Annotated in this window: 14 protein-coding genes and 1 pseudogene; 8 read left to right on the forward strand and 7 right to left on the reverse strand. The window is 40.9% G+C overall.

The genetic code is table 11. The features are described from left to right. Positions 1-16: 16 nt before the first annotated feature. The 7 genes and pseudogenes from DP117_RS06965 (at position 17) to glsA (ending at position 7,962) form a co-directional block, all read left to right on the forward strand. A complete protein-coding gene (locus tag DP117_RS06965) occupies positions 17-1,108 on the forward strand; it encodes an acyltransferase (RefSeq protein ID WP_211175958.1) in 1,092 nt (363 codons plus the stop codon). Positions 1,109-1,524: 416 nt separating this feature from the next. After that, positions 1,525-3,171, forward strand: coding sequence for a glycosyltransferase family 39 protein (locus DP117_RS06970; protein WP_169217591.1), 1,647 nt, complete (start codon positions 1,525-1,527; stop codon positions 3,169-3,171). Positions 3,172-3,539: 368 nt separating this feature from the next. Beyond that, the gene (crtD, locus tag DP117_RS06975) at positions 3,540-5,054 is read left to right on the forward strand and encodes a C-3',4' desaturase CrtD (protein ID WP_169217592.1); all 1,515 of its coding nucleotides are present in this window, start codon (positions 3,540-3,542) and stop codon (positions 5,052-5,054) included. Positions 5,055-5,190: 136 nt separating this feature from the next. Beyond that, positions 5,191-5,508, forward strand: a complete 318-nt coding sequence (locus DP117_RS06980) for a hypothetical protein (protein ID WP_169217593.1) — start codon at positions 5,191-5,193, stop codon at positions 5,506-5,508. Positions 5,509-5,511: 3 nt separating this feature from the next. After that, positions 5,512-6,006: a DMT family transporter gene (locus DP117_RS06985; protein WP_169217594.1), complete on the forward strand. Its 495-nt coding sequence runs from the start codon at positions 5,512-5,514 to the stop codon at positions 6,004-6,006. A 119-nt stretch (positions 6,007-6,125) separates the two neighbouring features. After that, positions 6,126-6,377 (forward strand): annotated as a pseudogene (locus DP117_RS06990) (EamA family transporter); the annotation flags it as partial. A gap of 463 nt (positions 6,378-6,840) precedes the next feature. Continuing rightward, on the forward strand, positions 6,841-7,962 hold the full coding sequence (glsA, locus tag DP117_RS06995; RefSeq protein ID WP_169217595.1) for a glutaminase A: 1,122 nt from the start codon (positions 6,841-6,843) through the stop codon (positions 7,960-7,962). 532 nt (positions 7,963-8,494) lie between these two features. Here glsA and DP117_RS07000 read toward each other — a convergent pair. After that, positions 8,495-8,785 carry a Precorrin-3B methylase gene (locus tag DP117_RS07000; RefSeq protein ID WP_169217596.1) on the reverse strand — a complete coding sequence of 97 codons (291 nt, stop codon included), beginning with the start codon at positions 8,783-8,785 and terminating at the stop codon, positions 8,495-8,497. 99 nt (positions 8,786-8,884) lie between these two features. After that, the gene (gene tnpA / locus DP117_RS07005; protein ID WP_169217597.1) at positions 8,885-9,298 is read right to left on the reverse strand and encodes an IS200/IS605 family transposase; all 414 of its coding nucleotides are present in this window, start codon (positions 9,296-9,298) and stop codon (positions 8,885-8,887) included. A gap of 65 nt (positions 9,299-9,363) precedes the next feature. Here tnpA and DP117_RS35325 point away from each other — a divergent pair, with 65 nt between their 5' ends. Then, positions 9,364-10,842 (forward strand): RNA-guided endonuclease TnpB family protein, encoded by a 1,479-nt coding sequence (locus tag DP117_RS35325; RefSeq protein ID WP_211175959.1) that lies wholly within the window; start codon positions 9,364-9,366, stop codon positions 10,840-10,842. A gap of 207 nt (positions 10,843-11,049) precedes the next feature. Here the strand turns inward: DP117_RS35325 and DP117_RS07020 are convergent, their stop codons facing one another. The 5 genes from DP117_RS07020 to DP117_RS07040 form a co-directional block, all read right to left on the reverse strand. Beyond that, positions 11,050-11,916 carry a tetratricopeptide repeat protein gene (locus DP117_RS07020; RefSeq protein ID WP_169217598.1) on the reverse strand — a complete coding sequence of 289 codons (867 nt, stop codon included), beginning with the start codon at positions 11,914-11,916 and terminating at the stop codon, positions 11,050-11,052. 151 nt (positions 11,917-12,067) lie between these two features. Next, positions 12,068-12,520 (reverse strand): GNAT family N-acetyltransferase, encoded by a 453-nt coding sequence (locus tag DP117_RS07025; protein ID WP_169217599.1) that lies wholly within the window; start codon positions 12,518-12,520, stop codon positions 12,068-12,070. Beyond that, positions 12,504-13,403: a hypothetical protein gene (locus tag DP117_RS07030; protein ID WP_169217600.1), complete on the reverse strand. Its 900-nt coding sequence runs from the start codon at positions 13,401-13,403 to the stop codon at positions 12,504-12,506. The genes DP117_RS07025 and DP117_RS07030 overlap by 17 nt, the downstream gene beginning before the upstream one ends. 407 nt (positions 13,404-13,810) lie before the next feature. Beyond that, positions 13,811-15,979, reverse strand: a complete 2,169-nt coding sequence (locus DP117_RS07035; protein ID WP_169217601.1) for a tyrosine-protein kinase domain-containing protein — start codon at positions 15,977-15,979, stop codon at positions 13,811-13,813. 165 nt (positions 15,980-16,144) lie between these two features. Next, complete coding sequence (locus DP117_RS07040; protein WP_248277564.1) at positions 16,145-17,545, reverse strand: polysaccharide biosynthesis/export family protein; 1,401 nt, start codon at positions 17,543-17,545, stop codon at positions 16,145-16,147. Between the last annotated feature and the right edge of the window lie 249 nt (positions 17,546-17,794).

A 17,794-nucleotide genomic window follows, 5' to 3' on the forward strand; every position in this document is an offset into this window, starting at 1 on the left:
TAATGAGCCACGCTACATGGTTCAGTTAGATAGTTTGCGAGCATTGGCTGTGTTTGGCGTATTGGTTCACCACTTTCTTCCACCAGAGCTTTTTCTCAATTCAAAATTACATTGGGGTCCTTTAGGAGTCAGATTTTTCTTTGTACTAAGTGGTTTTTTAATTACTGGCATTTTATTGCGATGCAGAGATTTGGTGGATTTCGCTCAACAAGATGCCTGGTTTACAATCAGAAGATTTTATGTTCGTCGATTTTTACGCCTTATACCTGTCTATTATTTAACCATATTTGTGACGACAATCATTGCTTTCCAATCTCTAAGCAAATTCTCGTTGTTGTGGCATTTAACTTATACATCCAATATTTATTATTCTTGGAGAAATTGGGATGAATTAACATCACATTTTTGGAGTTTGTCTGTAGAAGAACAGTTTTATTTCATTTGGCCACTCTTCATAATTTTTATTCCTAAAAAACGTCTGTTGACAGTTATTTTTATAACTATCTTTTTAGGACCATTATTTCGATTCATCATGACTGAAGCTGGGTTAAACAATGGAGTTAGGGAATATATTTTTACGATTTCTTGCTTTGATTCGCTTGGGATGGGTGCATTACTAGCTTTTTGTAATTACAATCAAGACAAACTTAAACGAGCTAAAAAATATTTATGTAATTTTTGTTTTTGGATTGGTATCCCTTTGTTTGTTATTTCTCACTTTATACACATCCCCAATTTAGATAATTCAATAATCATTGTCTGGGGAAGTACAGCAGCGTCTATGTTTTTTGTATGGTTGATAGAGCGTGCTGCACGAGGTTTTAGTGGTTGGATAGGAGTGATTCTAGAATTACCAGCTCTGGTATATCTTGGTAAGATAAGTTACGGAATTTATGTTTACCATATTTTAGTAGGTTATACTCTTAGTAAGATATTGACTTATTTTGGCTTACCCGCTCTTGGTTTGGGATGGAAGAAGTTTTTCTTAAGTACTGTAGCTACTCTAATTGTGGCATCTTTATCATGGCAGTTTTTTGAAAAGCCTATAAATGCTCTCAAACGCAATTTTGGATATAAAAAAGAGGCATTGATCACAACTCAACAATAAACAACGCATCACAACCAAGGAGTGTTCGTGTATGTCCACAGAGTTAATCTGTCTCCTGAAATTGAAGATTTGAGCTAAAGTCAGCGAAGCCATCGCCCTATACTGAGTCAGTTATGAGAGATGTGCAAAAGTTTAGATATCAAACACCTCGCGCTCAACCAGTTTCGCATTGCATTGCATCTAAAATAGAACTTACGCAGAAACCGGGTTTCTTTACGAAAAATCGTCATTTTACGTCTCTGTCCAGAAACCCGGTTTCTTTCGTGTCTGTGCGTAAGTCCTGTAAAATATACTGGTTGCTGCGCTGTTTACTACTGATTGTACTCTGTTGCTTTCTGGTACCCAAACCATCCCTTGCTAACAGTTTCACATCATTACAACAGCAGTCACTTGTAACCCAAGAAATTCGCTATCAAATGGCTGAGGCTGCACAGGTTTTTCTAGTTTGGGGAGTCAACGGTTGGAAGATTGTTCCCGAAGAACAGCAGCCACCAGGAACAGTATTGAAAGATGGGGTCATGTACACACCGATGACTCGACTGAACGATGTCTTTTTTACAAAAGTAAAGGTTCGCCCCAAGACAACAATTGATTATGTTTTCCAAGTCACACAAAAACGTAGTCGTCAGTTACCAGCAGGAACTACTCTTGATAATAAATTTCAAATAAATCATCCCCACAGAAGCACTGTCGAGGTTTGGGATGCAATTGGTCGTCAGAGATACAGCTATCATAGCGTTGTCGTGCAAAGTGGTGTTGTCGAAGTCAAAGCGCTTGTACAAGGTGAGATTTCTCCGAATCCTCTTGACATTGGATTGCAATGGCGCAATCTTTTACTACTGCTTGGATTTTGTGCAGTTTTTGGCATTATTACAAAACGCATACGTTTTAGCCAACTAGCTTTGACACTAAACCTGCTCAGAAATGAGACATCAAAATTAGTGATGTTTGCGCTGGTAAATCGGCTTTTTTTACTATTTATTGGTTACTTGTTCTATGTGTCATATTCAAATGCAAATGCAGAATATGTTGCTTTTAATATGGATAGTCTTAAGCAATTAGGACAAGTGATCAAGTCTTTTGAATATGGAGATGTTGGAGACTACATAAATATTGCTCAAAATGGCTATGAAGCCAGACCTTTTTCTGTGGACAGACAAGCAAATTGGGCTTTTTATCCTTTTTATCCTATAGCTTTAAAAATATCCAGCTTCTTCATTTCAAATATACTGGTTTGCGGTATCGTTATCAGCAATATTTTCTTTCTCTTTTCTGTTGTTTACCTATACAAGCTGATCTCGCTGGATTACAACAAAAATATAGCGATTCTAACCTCAACTTTAATGATCATTTTTCCCACCTCATATTTTTTATCACGACCAGGACCAGAAGCTCTTTTTATATTATTAGTCACTTCTTCACTCTATTATGCTAGAAAAAAACAATGGCTGCTTTCAGGAATTTTGAGCGCTTTATCAGTCTTAACAAGGCTACAAGGAATATTTCTATTTTTGCCGTTAATTTATCTGTACTACCAACAGTATAGAAATTCCAAAGAACATAATTGGGGTATTTTATCTGTATTGTTAATGCCTGTTTCACTATTAGCTTTCATGCTTCATCTTTATTTTTTAACTGGTAATTTTTTTGCAAGCTTTGCTATACAGAAAGCATGGAACCAGGACTTATCATATCCTTTTCGTCCAATTTTAGATTATCTACTTAATCATAGCCTTATTTCCTATTACGGCTGGGATTTAACTTTAATAAGTATTATATTTATGTTACTTGCAGTTATCCTAACTATTCTGATGCTCAAAAATAAACTGATTACTTGGGATTACAAAATTTATACTTTTTTGAGCATGTTGTTAATTGTTTCAAGGAATACGAGCCAAGCATCTCTTAGATTTATGCTTCCTGTTTTTCCTTTATATCTCATGTTATCGTTGTTAATTCAAAACAAAAAGTTTGCGTATAATTATATATTTTTTATATTTATATCTTTACAAGTCTTTTATTTTCTTTCCTTCATTTATCATTACAACTGGGCTGCAACCTAACCTATAGCAATCCTAAATCATAAGCCTCTCCTGTTGGGTAATCAGGCACTGCAGTTTTTCAGTACGAGCGATGAAACGGCGCTTTGCTTAAAGTGAAAAATAAGATCCCTGAATCTTGCACCTGGTCAAAAAATGTTAAAGTCATTACATATTATTTGACTCCGTTTTCGTCCGCCTAGGACTATAAGTCCTAGGCTAATAGCCGAAGTCCATTAAAATGGACTGGCTCTGGAAGCTATTACTGAGTATATTGAAATACTCTTTTGTGCCGGTATTAGTGGTTGACTCGTACTAAATTTAATCTTTTAGTATTTACACTTATTCTAAAATAATAATTAGAAATATTAAGAAATATATCATAAAGAGCAATGCCAGATAATCGTGTTGGCAAGAGTAAATCTCGCGTTATAGTTATCGGTGCCGGAATTGGCGGACTGACTGCTGGTGCATTATTAGCGCATAGAGGTTACAGTGTCTTGATTTTGGATCAAGCCCTCGTACCAGGAGGCTGTGCTTCTACATTTCAACGTAAAGGATTTACCTTTGATGTGGGAGCTACTCAAGTCGCAGGGTTGGAACCAGGGGGAATCCACCATCGTATTTTCACAGAATTAGAAATTGATTTGCCGAAAGCAACGCCTTGTGATCCAGCTTGTGCAGTGTATCTACCAGGTGAGGACACACCAATCAACGTTTGGCGAGATCCAGAAAAATGGAAAGAGGAACGACAACAACAGTTTCCCGGTAGCGAACCTTTTTGGGAGTTGATGGCGGCTTTGTTTAAAGCGAGTTGGGAATTTCAAGGACGCGATCCAGTGCTACCGCCACGTAACGTGTGGGATTTACTCCAGCTGACTCAAGCGGTGCGTCCTAGTACATTCATCACTGTACCCTACACTTTGTTTACGGTTGGAGATGCATTGCGTGCCTACAAGCTAGGAAACAACGATCGCTTAAAAACATTTTTGGATTTACAACTCAAGCTCTACTCTCAGGTAGATGCCGAAGAGACGGCTTTACTTTATGCAGCAACAGCGTTGAGCGTATCGCAGTTACCGCAGGGATTGTATCATCTCCAAGGTAGTATGCAAGTTCTGAGCGATCGCCTCTTAGAAGCCCTAGAAAAAAAAGGTGGTAAGTTACTCATGCGCCACACAGTTGAACATGTCAAAGTCAAAAACGGCAAAGTCAGTGCTGTGGTTGTTCGTAACCAGAAAACTGGTGAAGTCTGGACAGAACCAGCTGACCACGTTGTTGCTAATGTCACTGCGCAGAATTTAGTACAGTTATTAGGCAAGAAGGCTCCGAATGGTTATAAGCGGCGAGTCGAAAAACTACCACCCGCTTCAGGTGCTTTCGTTGTGTATCTGGGCGTAGACGAAAGCGCAATTCCTTTTGGATGTCCGCCTCATCTCCAATTTATATATGATCCTAAAGGTCCAATTGGCGAGAATAATTCCCTGTTTGTTTCTGTAAGTCATCCAGGAGATGGGCGCGCCCCAGAAGGAAAAGCAACAATTATTGCTTCTTCGTTTGTGGATACGAAACAGTGGTGGTTGACTGAGGATTATGAGGGGTTAAAGCAGCAGTATACACAAGATGCTATCTCCCGTCTGGCAAAGTTCTTTTATCTGAAGCCAGAAACTATTGTTCATATAGAAGCAGCGACTCCTCGCACTTTTGCACGGTACACAGCACGAGATCAGGGTATTGTTGGTGGTATTGGTCAAAGGATATCAACTTTTGGTCCCTTTGGTTTTGCCAATCGTACACCTATCAACAATTTATGGCTCGTTGGTGACTCTACCCACCCAGGCGAAGGAACTGCTGGCGTGAGTTATTCGGCGCTGACAGCAGTTAAGCAGATTTTGGCTCAAAAGTAGTAATAGGTAATAATAAGTAAGTCGGCACGATAAAACCAATTCTTCCGAAAGTGATAAAAGAGGGTTAATTCAAAAAAAGTGACTCAAATGCTAGTAAAATTAAAACGAATTGTTAAGTAACAATTAAATTTTATAAATGAGTCATCAGGAAAATGCATCTGCAAGAGTAAATGTCAAAATAAATGCTGATAGCTTAAGTAACAACCGTTTACTGCAACAGTTAAAGAGTACATTAGCATTAGGAGCGATCGCCTCATTATCTATTGGTCTAATTGCCATTTCTTTCGCTGCCAATTTCATCAAGTTAAGCGAATACGAACTGAGCCCAAATAGCACTATATTTAATCGCCTCTGGATTGCTAGCGTTGTCTTGAGTTTGTGGCAGGGACTCATGACAATTCGTGACCAACTATCTCAGTACAAATTCAGACAACCAAAGTCTTACACACCTTAAGATGTGGGACTATTACTGGGATTTGGGGCTTTTTTTGCGTTCTCCCAACTCTTATGGGCATGGTCGCTGACAGAAACCAGTGTTGCCATCTCTACTGTCCTGCATAATCTCACCCCGGTGTTTACTAGTCTAGGGGCATGGTTGTTATTCGGTCGGCATTATGACCGTAAATTCGGTGTTGGGATGGTTATTGCCATAGCAGGAGTGACTGCTATTGGACTAGAGGACTTGCAAATTGCTAGTGGCAAAAACATAGGAGATGTAGCTGCCGTGCTTTCTGCTGTTCTTGTTGCTATGTGCGTGCTAGTCGCCGAACAACTACGAACCAAATTGACGGCTACAACGATTTTATTGTGGGGTTCTGGTGTCGCAGCCCTCATTACTTTCCCTGTCCTCCTATTCACCCACGATCAATTTTTCCCCTCATCCTGGAAGGGTTGGGCAAACCCTCGACAAAAATGGACAACCCTTGTATTTTTGCGGCTTCCCGTCAACTAGTTTTACCCAAGTTCTGGGCGTCGTAGCCGCAAAAATACACCCAGATCTTGAGTTTTACGAGTAGACATTGTGGAGGGTTGTCCATTTTTGTCTATGGAAAATGAAGCGGGTGGCTATCTGTCATTGGTTTAGCTCTTATCTGCCAAGTTTTAGGTCAGGGACTGATTGTCCATAGCCTCAGTCGATTGTCTTCAGGCTTTGTTGCTACCGCCTTTCTACTTGATCCAGTCCTGAGCTCAATCGAAGCCTGGGCTATCTTCTCTGAACAACTAAGTCTCTCAAACTGGTTAGCATTTATCACTGTGTTGATGGGCATTTACCTAGCTGTATCAAGCCAATCTATTGTGAAGCTAAGAAACGAAGAATTCTAAATTAATGCTGTCGAAAGCCATCAAATAGGCATTGATATTCTTAATAAAACTGCCTCAATAAACTTTGTTGAAATCGCATTAATTGTTGCTTATGGAGAAGAAAAAAATAAATGAATGCAGCTTGACAAATCCTTAAATTTACGTTTTATACATGCAGTAATAAGTCAAAGTTACATCAGTTTTTATTTTTATTTTTTTTAATGGGACTTTGTAAAAATCTCAAACATGTCGTTTTTTTCCGAAATCTCATCTAATTTTGCCTAAAAAAACCAAGTAAAATCAATAAAATATCAATATTTCTAGCTATACTGCCGAGCATAACCAGTGACTGAGTCGGTGAAATTCTAGTTGAATTGATAACTTGGTCGTTAATGATTGACTTATAGCTAGTCAATGAGGTAATGAATATTTATCAAAGCAATTGCGATATAGTTTCCAAACTAAAAAAGATATAAAGATAAACATGAAAGCAATCCCATTCGTGCAACTTCGATTAATTTTGCTCGGATTGATCCCGTTAGTTCTGATAAGTCCAGCTTGGAGCTACACTAAAGCTAAGCAGGAAGTCAGTGACTTGAAGATTCGCAATTTTTTGACACAGCTTCGTACTGATACGCCAAAAAGTGATTTATCTAAAAAAGATATACCGACTCCAGAGACATTCCAACAAGTCCTTAAGGAAGCCTACGAAACCTTCAAAGGAGCGAAAGAGGGAAAGAATGCCGACTATATTCCATTTCTGGCAAAGGCAAATCCAAACTTATTTGGAATTGTGATCGCAACCGTTGATGGAAAGGTTTACGAGATTGGCGATTCAAAGTACCCGTTTAGTATACAATCGGTGAGCAAGGTCTTTACCTTTGCCCATGTACTGCAGACTCTGGGTAGCAATGCGGCTGAAGAGAAAATAGGAGTTAATGCAACAGGCTTGCCTTTCAACTCGTTTATGGCAATTGAACTAAATGAGAAGCGTAGTATCAATCCATTTGTCAACGCGGGTGCAATTACTACTGTCAGTTTCGTCCCAGGTAAGACTCCTAAAGAGCGATGGAATAAGATAATCGGAACAATGAGCGATTTTGCTGGTCGTCCGCTTTCGGTGCAACAGGAAGTCTATCGTTCTGAATCCGAAACCAACTTGCGTAATCGAGGAATTGTCCTACTGCTGAATAGCTATAAGAAGCTTGGCAGCGATCCCTTGGAGTCGCTCGATCTGTATACTCGCCAATGTTCTGTAGAAGTAACAGCACGCGATCTGGCGCTTATGAGTGCGACACTGGCAAATGGCGGAGTTAATCCAATCACTTCAAAGCGAGTCCTTGATCAAAAGTACGTCCCTAAAGTGCTGGCTGTTATGTTAACCAACGGACTTTATGAAGATTCAGGGACTTGGGCTTACCAGGTTGGATTACCAGCTAAAAGTGGTGTCGCTGGTGGAATCATAGCAGTTGTTCCAGGTAAGTTTGCGATCGCGACTTACTCACCTCCACTGGATAAAGCTGGCAATAGCTTCCGTGGCCAGAAAGCAATAGACTACATTACTAACAAGCTGGGTGTTAATATATTTTCGGCGCTACATCAATAACCCAAGTTGCTAGTGATTCTTCGAGGTGATCACGTGTGCTCCTACTGTATTAGATTGCTTGCAAAAATTTGCTTTTAAGAATATTTGGAACCGCAGATGGACAAGAGATGGACTAACCCTAAAGGTTTACCTGCTTTGCCTGCTGCGGCTTTTTAGCTTCGTGGAACTCACGTTAATTTATGGAGATGTCTACTGAAAAGTGCGATGCTCATAAAAATATGACCGTGGCAGAATATGGCTTCGTTTCATCTAAAAAAGTCGGACTTTGAGACAACTGTTTAAAATCCATACCTTAATAGTCATTGTCAGCCACACACATCCCTTTACATTGAATACCGTTCGTAGCGGTACGCTGACAATGAGAACATAGAACTTTTTCGTTTTCTGTTTCTTGGTTTGTCTTGATACTAGTGCTTGCCATAAGAAAGTCTTTTTCGGTCTGGATTTTTACACTCATAAGAGTAGTTCTTTTTGGATAGCAATTAGTTCTGTACTCACCCGAAACTTGAGCATCTCCTGTTTTGTCATAGTTTCACTCTACCTTGGTAGCAGTTCTGGATGATTTTCGTCGTGCTGACTTAGGTGGTGTTCGGTCTGTACCAAAGTATTTCTCACTACGATAACGCAACCACACTCGTAACACTTGCGGAATCTGCTGTTTTTGTTCCTTAGTCAGTGTGTTGTAAAGGGCTAACGCACGCTCACGTTCACCCCGACAAGCAGCGTTGTTGTGAGCATCCCAATAGGTACGGGCGACTCGAATCCGCCGACAAACTTCCTTAACTAGTTGTTCTCCAACGAGTGGAGGATCTTGCTTTGCCATAGTTCATATACTATCAAAACATAGCGGGAGGGTGAGAACCCCTGTGTTTTTAACCAGGGGATGAAACCCGACGCGCAGGACTTTAGTCCGGCGTTTCTCCTACTTCCCACGCTGGTTTTCAATATACCTTTTAACTACCTCAGTGCTGACTTGACCTGTTGACGCTACAAAATAGGTCGGTGTCCACAAAGCAGGTAGTTTTTTCAACTCTGGGTATTCACGTCTAAGGTGATGTGATGCCCTCCGTTTTACCCATTTAGCAATTTGAGACGGTGCTTCATCGGTGGGTGTGTTAACGAACAGATGCACATGGTCTGGCTGAATCTCCAAAGCAATCAGTCTCCAGTTATGTTCTTGCACCAATTCAAAAATAATTTCTTGTAACCGTCTAGCCACATCTCCTGTTAACACAGGTCTTCGACGCTTTGGTACAAATACAAAATGATAATTAATTGAGGATACGGAGTTTTCGGTTCTTCGGTATTCGTGGTCTTGTTTAGATAGTTTTGCCATTTCCCGGAAATTGTTGACGCAATATGTAGAAACTAAGATAATCAGCAACAGGAGGTGATAGCAAGTTGTACAAAACAGTACCTGTTAAAGCTAGATTTACTGACGAAGAAAAAGCGTTTTGGATTAACCAGTGTGAACACGCCAACAGTTTGATAAATTCGGCGATTTACCATACCAGACAAACTCATTACAGCAAGTTAGAACAACAAGGAGATGCGTTTACAACTTATTGGTGTGGTGACGAATTACTTAAGGGCTGGAAAACTTATAAGTGCAGTACGACTTATCCTGAATTAGACAAAGCTCTTAAGGATAGTCCACATTACAAAGCAATGGCTGCACAATCAGCCCAGCAAACACTTAAAACAGTGGGAGAGTCAATCACTAGTTACAACGGGTTAGTCAACGTTTTCTACAAAGGTGAAGTTGACAGACCGTCACTGCCAAAGTATAGAAAACGTGGAGGACTTGCGGCTTGTACTTTCCCAAGACAAGCGCTCAACTACAAAGATGGTTGTTTTTATCCGTCAATCAGTCGTCAGACCAAGCCGCACTTACTAACTGAAATCAAACTGCACCTACCTGAATTCATCGATTCAGATTGGGTTAAGGAAGTAACGGTACGTCCTTATTTGGGTGAGTTGTGGATTGATTGGGTAATTGATGATGGCAAAGAGCCAATCAACAGCAATCCCAACCTTGATTACACTCAAGCTTGGAGTTTTGACCACGGAGGAACCAACTGGTTAACAGGTGTTTCAACTCATGGGAAAAGTTTGATTATTGATGGTCGCAAACTGAAAGCGATGAATCAAGGTTATTGTCGTCTAGTTGCCAAGTACAAGCAAGGGAAGTCTGATTTTTATTGGGCGGGGGTCTTACACGAAGAAAATGAACCAGCCTTACTACAACGAGTACCCGACTACGCCGACAGATCAACGAAACAAAGGCTGGTTCATTTTCTAGGGGACAATGCGTCGGATGCAAACCTTGATAGAGTACAACGCAAACGCAACAATCAGATGAGGGATGCTGTTAACAAAGCAGCGAGATTTATCATCAACCGATGTCTTAATGACCGTGTGGGGAACCTTGTCATCGGTTGGAATGATGGTCAAAAGAATGGCTCTAATATGGGCAAACGCAACAATCAGAATTTTGTTGTTATTCCCACAGGACGATTGATTGAACGTTTGAAACAACTTTGTCCAGAATACGGAATAATTCTTACAATTACTGAAGAAGCGTATACAAGCAAAGCGTCTTACCTGGATGGCGATAGCCTCTACAAGCATGGTGAAAAACCCGCAGGATGGAAACCGTCAGGTCAAAGGGTAAAGCGCGGATTGTACAAAAGTCGTCGTGATGGTCACATCATCAATGCAGATTGCAACGGTGCAGCCAATATCATGAGAAAAGTAGCCACACAGCTTGGTTTATCCCTAGCCGAGGTGGGTAGGGGAGCATTGACACTCCCAAGACGAGTTGATTTGTTTAAGGGATTATCCAAATCATATCGTAAACGTTGCTCCGGGGTCTTCTAGACCCCGGAGCAACATCAGTTTAGAATCCCCCGTGTTTCCAACCGGGGGAGATGTCAAAAATTCCTAATGTCATCGTAGCGAGTCAGACTTAAGTAACGCGCTCGGTAAAATTGGAAAACAGCTTAGTACATCATTTCAATATGGGAGTATGTGACGCGACTCTGGGAATCCCCCGCCATAGCCGTTACACTTGGCGGTGGGAAAATGTCAAGCGTTCCACTCAGCTATCCTGCACAGCAAGTCATCAAGTTGTTCATTATCTTGGATGAGATCCAAATCAGGATCTGTCTTGACAAAGATTTGAAAATTCTGATTAATTTCCAGTGCTGTCTTGAGGTATTCAAAGGCTAGTGGTTTGTTTCCAACTCGGGCTGCACAGCAAGCGCTGTTATACCAAGCATACTCATCGTCTGGGTTCAGTTTAGTTGCTTTTTGATAGCTTGCAAGCGCCTCTTCGTAGCGCTGTAAATATCTCAACGTATCGCCTATCTTATAATGAGTCCAAAAATGATCCGAGCGAAGAGAAGTAGCTCTCTCATAACTTTTAAGCGCTTGTTCATAACGATTTAAATGTCTGAAAGCATCTCCTCGACGAAACCACGCCCAGTAATCATCGCGGCGAATTGATAGAGCTTCATCATAATCGGAAATTGCATCTTCATAGCGCTCTAAATGTCTAAAAGCATCTCCCCGACGAAACCACGCCCAATAATCATCACGACGAATGGCGAGGGCTTTGTCAAAATTCGCGATCGCCTCTTCAAACTGTTCGAGTTCTTCTAACAAAATGTAGCCTCGACTGTACCACGCCCAGTAATCATTGGGGCGAGATTCTAATGCGCGATCAAAGCTCTTGATCGCTTGCTCATAATCACCCAATTCTCGCAGAACACAGCCTCGGTCATACCACAGCCAGTATTCATCAGGGCAAATCTCTATAACTTTGTCATAATAAGTGAGCGCTTCTTCGTAATGTCCTTTCTTTTCCAGCCGTTTACCTTGTCGATACCACTCTCTATAGTCTTTGATGACAAGTGATGGAGTATCTGCATTTGCTGGCGCTGCTTGACTCATTATTAATTCCCCTTATTAATTCCCCAAAAAGTTACTATCGTTACAGACAAGCACACTACTTATCTTACTCATAGTACGGAGTTTAGATTATCAGGAAATTTAATTGGTTAGTTGCTATAGAATACGTTTAGAGCATGACATTGTTGACTTGTCAAATATCCTCAGAAAGCCGTTTTGACATTAAAATCATTCGTTGGCTTCTTTGATAACCGTTCTGAGTGTAAAACGCCTCTGCTTGCCCATCCTTCATGGTCAACAGATACACCATAGTCACCTCCATCGCAGTCAGAACGTCCATCAATCGGTCAAGTAGCTTTGTCCCTACTCCCTGACGCTGGTTATCAGGTCGAACACAAATTTCTTTGAGGTAAAAACCTTTACCCTTTTGCACTTGTTCACAATAACCTGCAACAAACCCCAGTAGTTTATCCTGTCGTAGTACAAATCCGACAAATCCAGGTGTCATCAGGGTTTCAAATAACCGTAATCTGGCATTTTCAAAACTCCATTGCTCGTTCCAAGGTTCACCATTAAACACTTCAACGTATAAAGATGCACATTCATCCAGATGCTTAGTCGTAAAGCTTTCAATTTCTTCTAACATTGACGAAATGTAAGTTTTCTTTACCTGCAGTATACGAGCTATCGCCTAAGTCTTGAAATTCCTGCCAAATTTGTTCTCGCGCGTCTTGTAAAAAGATTCGCCATTCACTCTCTACATTTTTAGCGCGAAGTATGGAATCTAGAAATTCTTCTACAATTGCATAAATGACTTGATTTGGCTCGCACAGCAACCCTTTCAAAGCTCTTTCACATTTAGTAATCGCTTCTGCATAAGCAATTTTAAGATTAAGCAGCACTTGTTCAGCAGAGGACGATGGGGAAAGCTTGAGCGTTTCAGGTTCATTTGGAGTCAGTCCATCTAAACATTTGCGAATCCGGTATTGTAGAAATCCTCGGTAAGAAAGCTGAAACTTAGCCAGCGTTTGGAACCCATATTTCAGTTGACTTGGTATCCCTGGTATCAGCTCATTGGGTATTTGCGTGGCGATCGCCTCGAAAACTTCTATTCCTTGAGCTTGTGTCAGTTTTCCTAACTGTCCCTTGTCTATCAGTATCTGAGCCACTTGCAATTTTACTTTCTCAAGCGATCGCTCTAAACCGCTATCTAGTGACGACAGATGTTTCGATAAATGAGCACGGATTTCATTTAAATATTTTTCGTATACTACTGCGTAGCTTTTTTCCAAACAAAAGCGCTGTTCTATCTCTTGAATTGACGGAATTCCTGTATGACTTCGACAAGCTTGGAAAATAGCTTCTACTTGCTTTTTAAAATCTATATCAACTGCTTCTCGCTTTTGTCTTAGCTCTTTGAGTAGTTCTTCTAAACTGTTTGTCAAGCTGTACCAAAGTTCTTTGAATTGTACTTCGAACAGTGCAAACCTGTAAATATCATCATGCGTTGCTAAATCTAATGCTATCATGACTTTCTCTCACTCAGCTTTGACTTGGTTTTGGAGTAAGTTTAATCGCTGTCACTGTTCAAAGATTTAAACTTCAAAATAAAAAGTTTGTTCAAAGTTTCAAATAACTTTGAATTTCTAAGCTTTGAATTTTGAATTCCTCCGCAAGACAGGTGACACTTGATATAGTTTAATACTTGTGATAATATTTTTACCCAACTAAATAAGGGAAATAAACAATTTTGTATAAAAAAACGTTAAAATTGCACAGGTTTTGATGCTGGTAAGAAGTACTGATATATATGGACAGTGCAAAACAACTTCCTTGGGCAAACGCTTCTTCCTAGAAGATGGTATAGTTTGAAATGTTTTGGATGAACAGCAAAATTATAGTGGTCAAGCCGCTACTTTTGCATCAGCACGATCTGTTATCTTCTAGCTCCATTTGTCACTTGTGCTTGTAATTGTTCAGGTGGAGAGTTTGGATCTATATATGAGTGAGCCAGGGTAGTGGTGATATCAGTACCGTTAATCACAACTCCCAACAACTCAAGGTCAAATTCGACCAATTGGTCAATCGTTTCAGCGAGCATATTTTCCTGTGTGTAATTTGGTCTTGTCACTAGCACAATACCATCGGTGTAAGGCTGGATTAACAGAGCGTCGTTAGATAAACTTAGAGGAGGTGTATCTATAATGACAAAATCAAAGCGTTCACGGACATCCTCCATGAGGCGTCGTATTTCGCTAGATTCGAGAATTGCTGCTGATTGACGCACAGGACCAGGGCTAGGAAGAATGTATAAATTTTCTATATCTGGTACTAAGCGAATACATTCGCTCAAGTTGGCGTAATACTGTAAAGGTTCAAGAGTCGCGGCGGTGTCGGAAGTCACTCTTAAGGATGAACAGTGAGATGGCGATCGCAAATCTGCTTCAACAATCAAAGTTCGTTTGCCTGCACGGGCGGATGCTATTCCTAAGTTATAAGCACTTACAGTCTTACCTTCTGCACTGCTAGTACTAGTCATCAATACAACTTTCAATTTTCTCCCGCCAATGCGGCGCAGATTACTGCGGAACTTCTCATAAGACTCTAAATAGAAAGACTCTGGAGAAAGGACGACAGGCAATTCACCCAAAGCTAACCCATCAACTGGCATTAAAGGCAATTCGCCCAACAGAGGAACTTCTCGTTGTTTGAGGCTGTCGCGGATGTCTTCCTTGGTCTTAAAGATTCCTTCCAATGACCCCAATAAAAATATAACTCCGCTACCTACCAACAATCCTAGTAAACTGCCTATACCCACAGTAATCGGTGGACTCAGACGGTCTTTATTAGCATCCATTACGACTGGTGGTCTAGCAATACCGAGGCTGCTGACTGTCTCTGCTTCTGCTGTTCTTGCGTCTGTAAGCTTGACCTGCATTTGGTCATAGACGGCTTTTTTGAGTGCAACTTCTTGTTCTAAACGCGATCGCTCTAATTGCTTATTTGGTATCAAAGAATACTCTTTACGCAATTGTGCTTCTTCTTGTGTTAAATCAAGGAATTGCTGTTGCAGTGTTTCGCGCTGAGTTTGCAAACTCACCATCTGGTTTGCTAGCTGCTGTCGGGCTGGATCTAGGTTACTTCGGGAACGAATAGCAACTACTGCCGGAAGTGGTGCTGTTCCATCTTCACCGCCTACAACTTCAGCACCACGTTGTCGAAGTAAGTTTTCATAGCCTTCTTTTTGACGCTGTAACTGAACCATTGTAGGGTGTTCAAAGCGCAGCCCTTGTTTTTTAAAAACTTCTATTTGGGATTCAGTTTGGTAAAGTTGCGCTCGCAAATTAGCAATAATTGGATCGGCACTCAAAGCAGAAGAAACATAAGCTTGATTGACATTCAAACCCAACTTTTCTTGTATGCTGCGAATTTGAGCATCAATTCCACTAACGATTAATTGAACTTGTCGTTGCTGTATTTGGCTATTAGTGACTGCGTTGAGCAAACTTCCATTTTCTGCAGCCAATATTGCTGGTCGTTCTTTGCGATCGTACACTTCTAATTTTTGCTCAGCCACTTGCAATTCCTTTTTCGCTTGTGGTAAGCGTTCATTAACTTTACTAATAACTGCTTTTAATCGCCGTGTATTAATTTCTGCACTCAGCTGTATCATCGATACCATCAATGCCTGTAATATGTCTTGTGATCGCTGGATATCAGTATCCTTGTATTGCACTTCGATCAGCATTGGCGTGAGTTGTCTATCTGATGCCTTTAAGTCTTTTTCCGGCATCTTGAGCTGGATATTTGGACGTATTTTTATTGGCGGGATATTAACCTTCGCTGCTGCTGCATCAATCACTTGGTCTGATAGCAAAATATCTCGGCTTAATTCCTGCCCTTGCAGATTAATTTCAGTGCCTGTTGCAGAAAAAGAAACTGTTGGACGATTATAGGTCAGTGCGCCGTTCGCGACATATTTAGATTGTTGTGGTTGTAAAGCCACCGCCATTGATCCCGCTACAACCAGACCAAAACTAGCTAGTCCAATCCACTTGTATTTATCGAAAGCAATGAGGTAGCGTTTAACAATTGGTGGAGTCATGGCAGCAGCAAATCAAAATTTGGTATAAATTAGGCTACAGTGTTTTTTTCTAAAATTTTGGATTTTACGAGTTTCAAATAAGAAACTATTTCATAAATTCACAATTAACAGTTTTTTACTCTTCTCCCTTTTCTCTGAGACACACCCTACAGATATGATTTATCTCTATCTGTCATACACACCGAAGAATTGGAGAAAAGTGCGAACATCGAAGAAAGGACGGGTGATTGTACCGATGATGTTAGTAATTTTAGCAATTAGACTTCGTCCTACTACTATAATATCGTTATCTTGAAGTGGTACATTTTGAGATACATCTCCTGACAGTACCTTTTTTCCATTAATTGTCTGCTTAACGGCTCGACCTCTTTCCGGGTCAAAGCGAACTAAAGCTATTTCATTGAGGTTAGCACTGTCAGTATTAATTCCTGCTAATACGTCTATAAAAGTACTACCATTCGGTAAAGGGACAGTGACTATTCCCCCACCAGCATAATTTAAAACACGAATTCTAATCTGCGGTGTTGCTAAGGTTGAGCGAGCGACCAATGCGCGGTCATAAGTCGCATCGTTTGCGAGTTCCCGACGTGGTACTATTATTGCATCGCCGTCCTGTAAACGGAGGTTAGGAACTTCACCTCCATTTTGTAATGGTGTGTACAGGTCGATAGTTTGTGAAACAACAGAACCATCTACCAGCTTTCGGCGTACTTGAACTTGACGCAGATCTGCCATCATCGCAGAACCACCAGCTAAAAACAACGCATCACTGACGCGAGGCGTGAACGAGTTCACAGGATAAATTCCAGGTCGATTGACTTCTCCACCAATGGTGATTTGAACTGGCCGTTGTCCGATGAGTGATAGTGACACAACTGGGTCAACTAATTCGCGACTCAAAGCCAAACGAATTTTTTCTTGCGCTTCCTCTAAAGTCAAGCCTTGTAATGATATTGTACCTACTTGCGGCACGATGATGTTGCCTTCAGGGTTAAGTTGAGCTGAAAAATTGAATTCTGGACGCTGTGCCAGCAATGACAATGTCACATTTGGATCAACAACGAAACGATTATAACCTGAGCGAATTTTTTCTTGTGCTTTTTCTAAAGTCAATCCTTTGAGTGACACTCTTCCCAGCAATGGCACTATGATGTTACCATCTGGGTTAATAGCAGCTTGAAAGCTTAAATCTGGGAAGCGTAAAACTGAAACTCCAATCGAGTCTCCTGCTCCTAAACGATAACGACCGGGGGGACGCTGAACCAAAACGTTGATACTATCTCCTGGTCCCAAAAGGTAGCGGTTCAATTGCGGTGATATCCCTTCTCGCAAACCTGGGGCTACAAAGTCAGTACTACTGGGAGGTGCAGGAGGTTGTTGTTGTTGTGGTAATTGTCCTGCTGGAGGACTAGGTACAGGCGCGGGAATTTGTCCTGGTGTTTGTTTTTGGGTTGGTGTTTGAGCAACAACAGGTTGGATAATAGTTACCAAAAAAACTCCTACGTAAAGACCTGTAGAAGAGAGGGCGTTAAACAAGCGCATACGACAACCAGGAACTATAGACATTGGCACTATAACTTACTTAGACTATAAAGCGCCGATACAACAGAGTTATCACTTTACTGTAGTCAAGACGCTAAAAGCTACCTTTTTGTTTGCAAAATTGTACTTTTTTTATACAAGTGTATTTCTGAAGCACCCTAGTCAACATCAATGAACAATGAACAGTACACACTAAACAGTAGATAGTGAAGGAGTCAGGAGTCAGGAGGAGCCAGTGCGGTGGACGGTGAGACCAGTGCTGCGGGAGGGGAG

It is taken from the genome of Brasilonema sp. UFV-L1, from assembly GCF_012912105.1.
In the GTDB taxonomy this organism is placed as follows: domain Bacteria; phylum Cyanobacteriota; class Cyanobacteriia; order Cyanobacteriales; family Nostocaceae; genus Brasilonema.

What these genes read in the sequence shown, in the direction of transcription:
- DP117_RS06965 (WP_211175958.1), top strand. Translation starts at nt 17, where the DNA reads ATGGTTCAGTTAGATAGTTTGCGAGCATTGGCTGTGTTTGGCGTATTG.
- DP117_RS06970 (WP_169217591.1), top strand. Translation starts at nt 1,525, where the DNA reads ATGGCTGAGGCTGCACAGGTTTTTCTAGTTTGGGGAGTCAACGGTTGG.
- crtD (WP_169217592.1), top strand. Translation starts at nt 3,540, where the DNA reads ATGCCAGATAATCGTGTTGGCAAGAGTAAATCTCGCGTTATAGTTATC.
- DP117_RS06980 (WP_169217593.1), top strand. Translation starts at nt 5,191, where the DNA reads ATGAGTCATCAGGAAAATGCATCTGCAAGAGTAAATGTCAAAATAAAT.
- glsA (WP_169217595.1), top strand. Translation starts at nt 6,841, where the DNA reads ATGAAAGCAATCCCATTCGTGCAACTTCGATTAATTTTGCTCGGATTG.
- DP117_RS07000 (WP_169217596.1), bottom strand. Translation starts at nt 8,785, where the DNA reads ATGGCAAAGCAAGATCCTCCACTCGTTGGAGAACAACTAGTTAAGGAA.
- tnpA (WP_169217597.1), bottom strand. Translation starts at nt 9,298, where the DNA reads ATGGCAAAACTATCTAAACAAGACCACGAATACCGAAGAACCGAAAAC.
- DP117_RS07020 (WP_169217598.1), bottom strand. Translation starts at nt 11,916, where the DNA reads ATGAGTCAAGCAGCGCCAGCAAATGCAGATACTCCATCACTTGTCATC.
- DP117_RS07025 (WP_169217599.1), bottom strand. Translation starts at nt 12,520, where the DNA reads ATGTTAGAAGAAATTGAAAGCTTTACGACTAAGCATCTGGATGAATGT.
- DP117_RS07030 (WP_169217600.1), bottom strand. Translation starts at nt 13,403, where the DNA reads ATGATAGCATTAGATTTAGCAACGCATGATGATATTTACAGGTTTGCA.
- DP117_RS07035 (WP_169217601.1), bottom strand. Translation starts at nt 15,979, where the DNA reads ATGACTCCACCAATTGTTAAACGCTACCTCATTGCTTTCGATAAATAC.
- DP117_RS07040 (WP_248277564.1), bottom strand. Translation starts at nt 17,545, where the DNA reads ATGTCTATAGTTCCTGGTTGTCGTATGCGCTTGTTTAACGCCCTCTCT.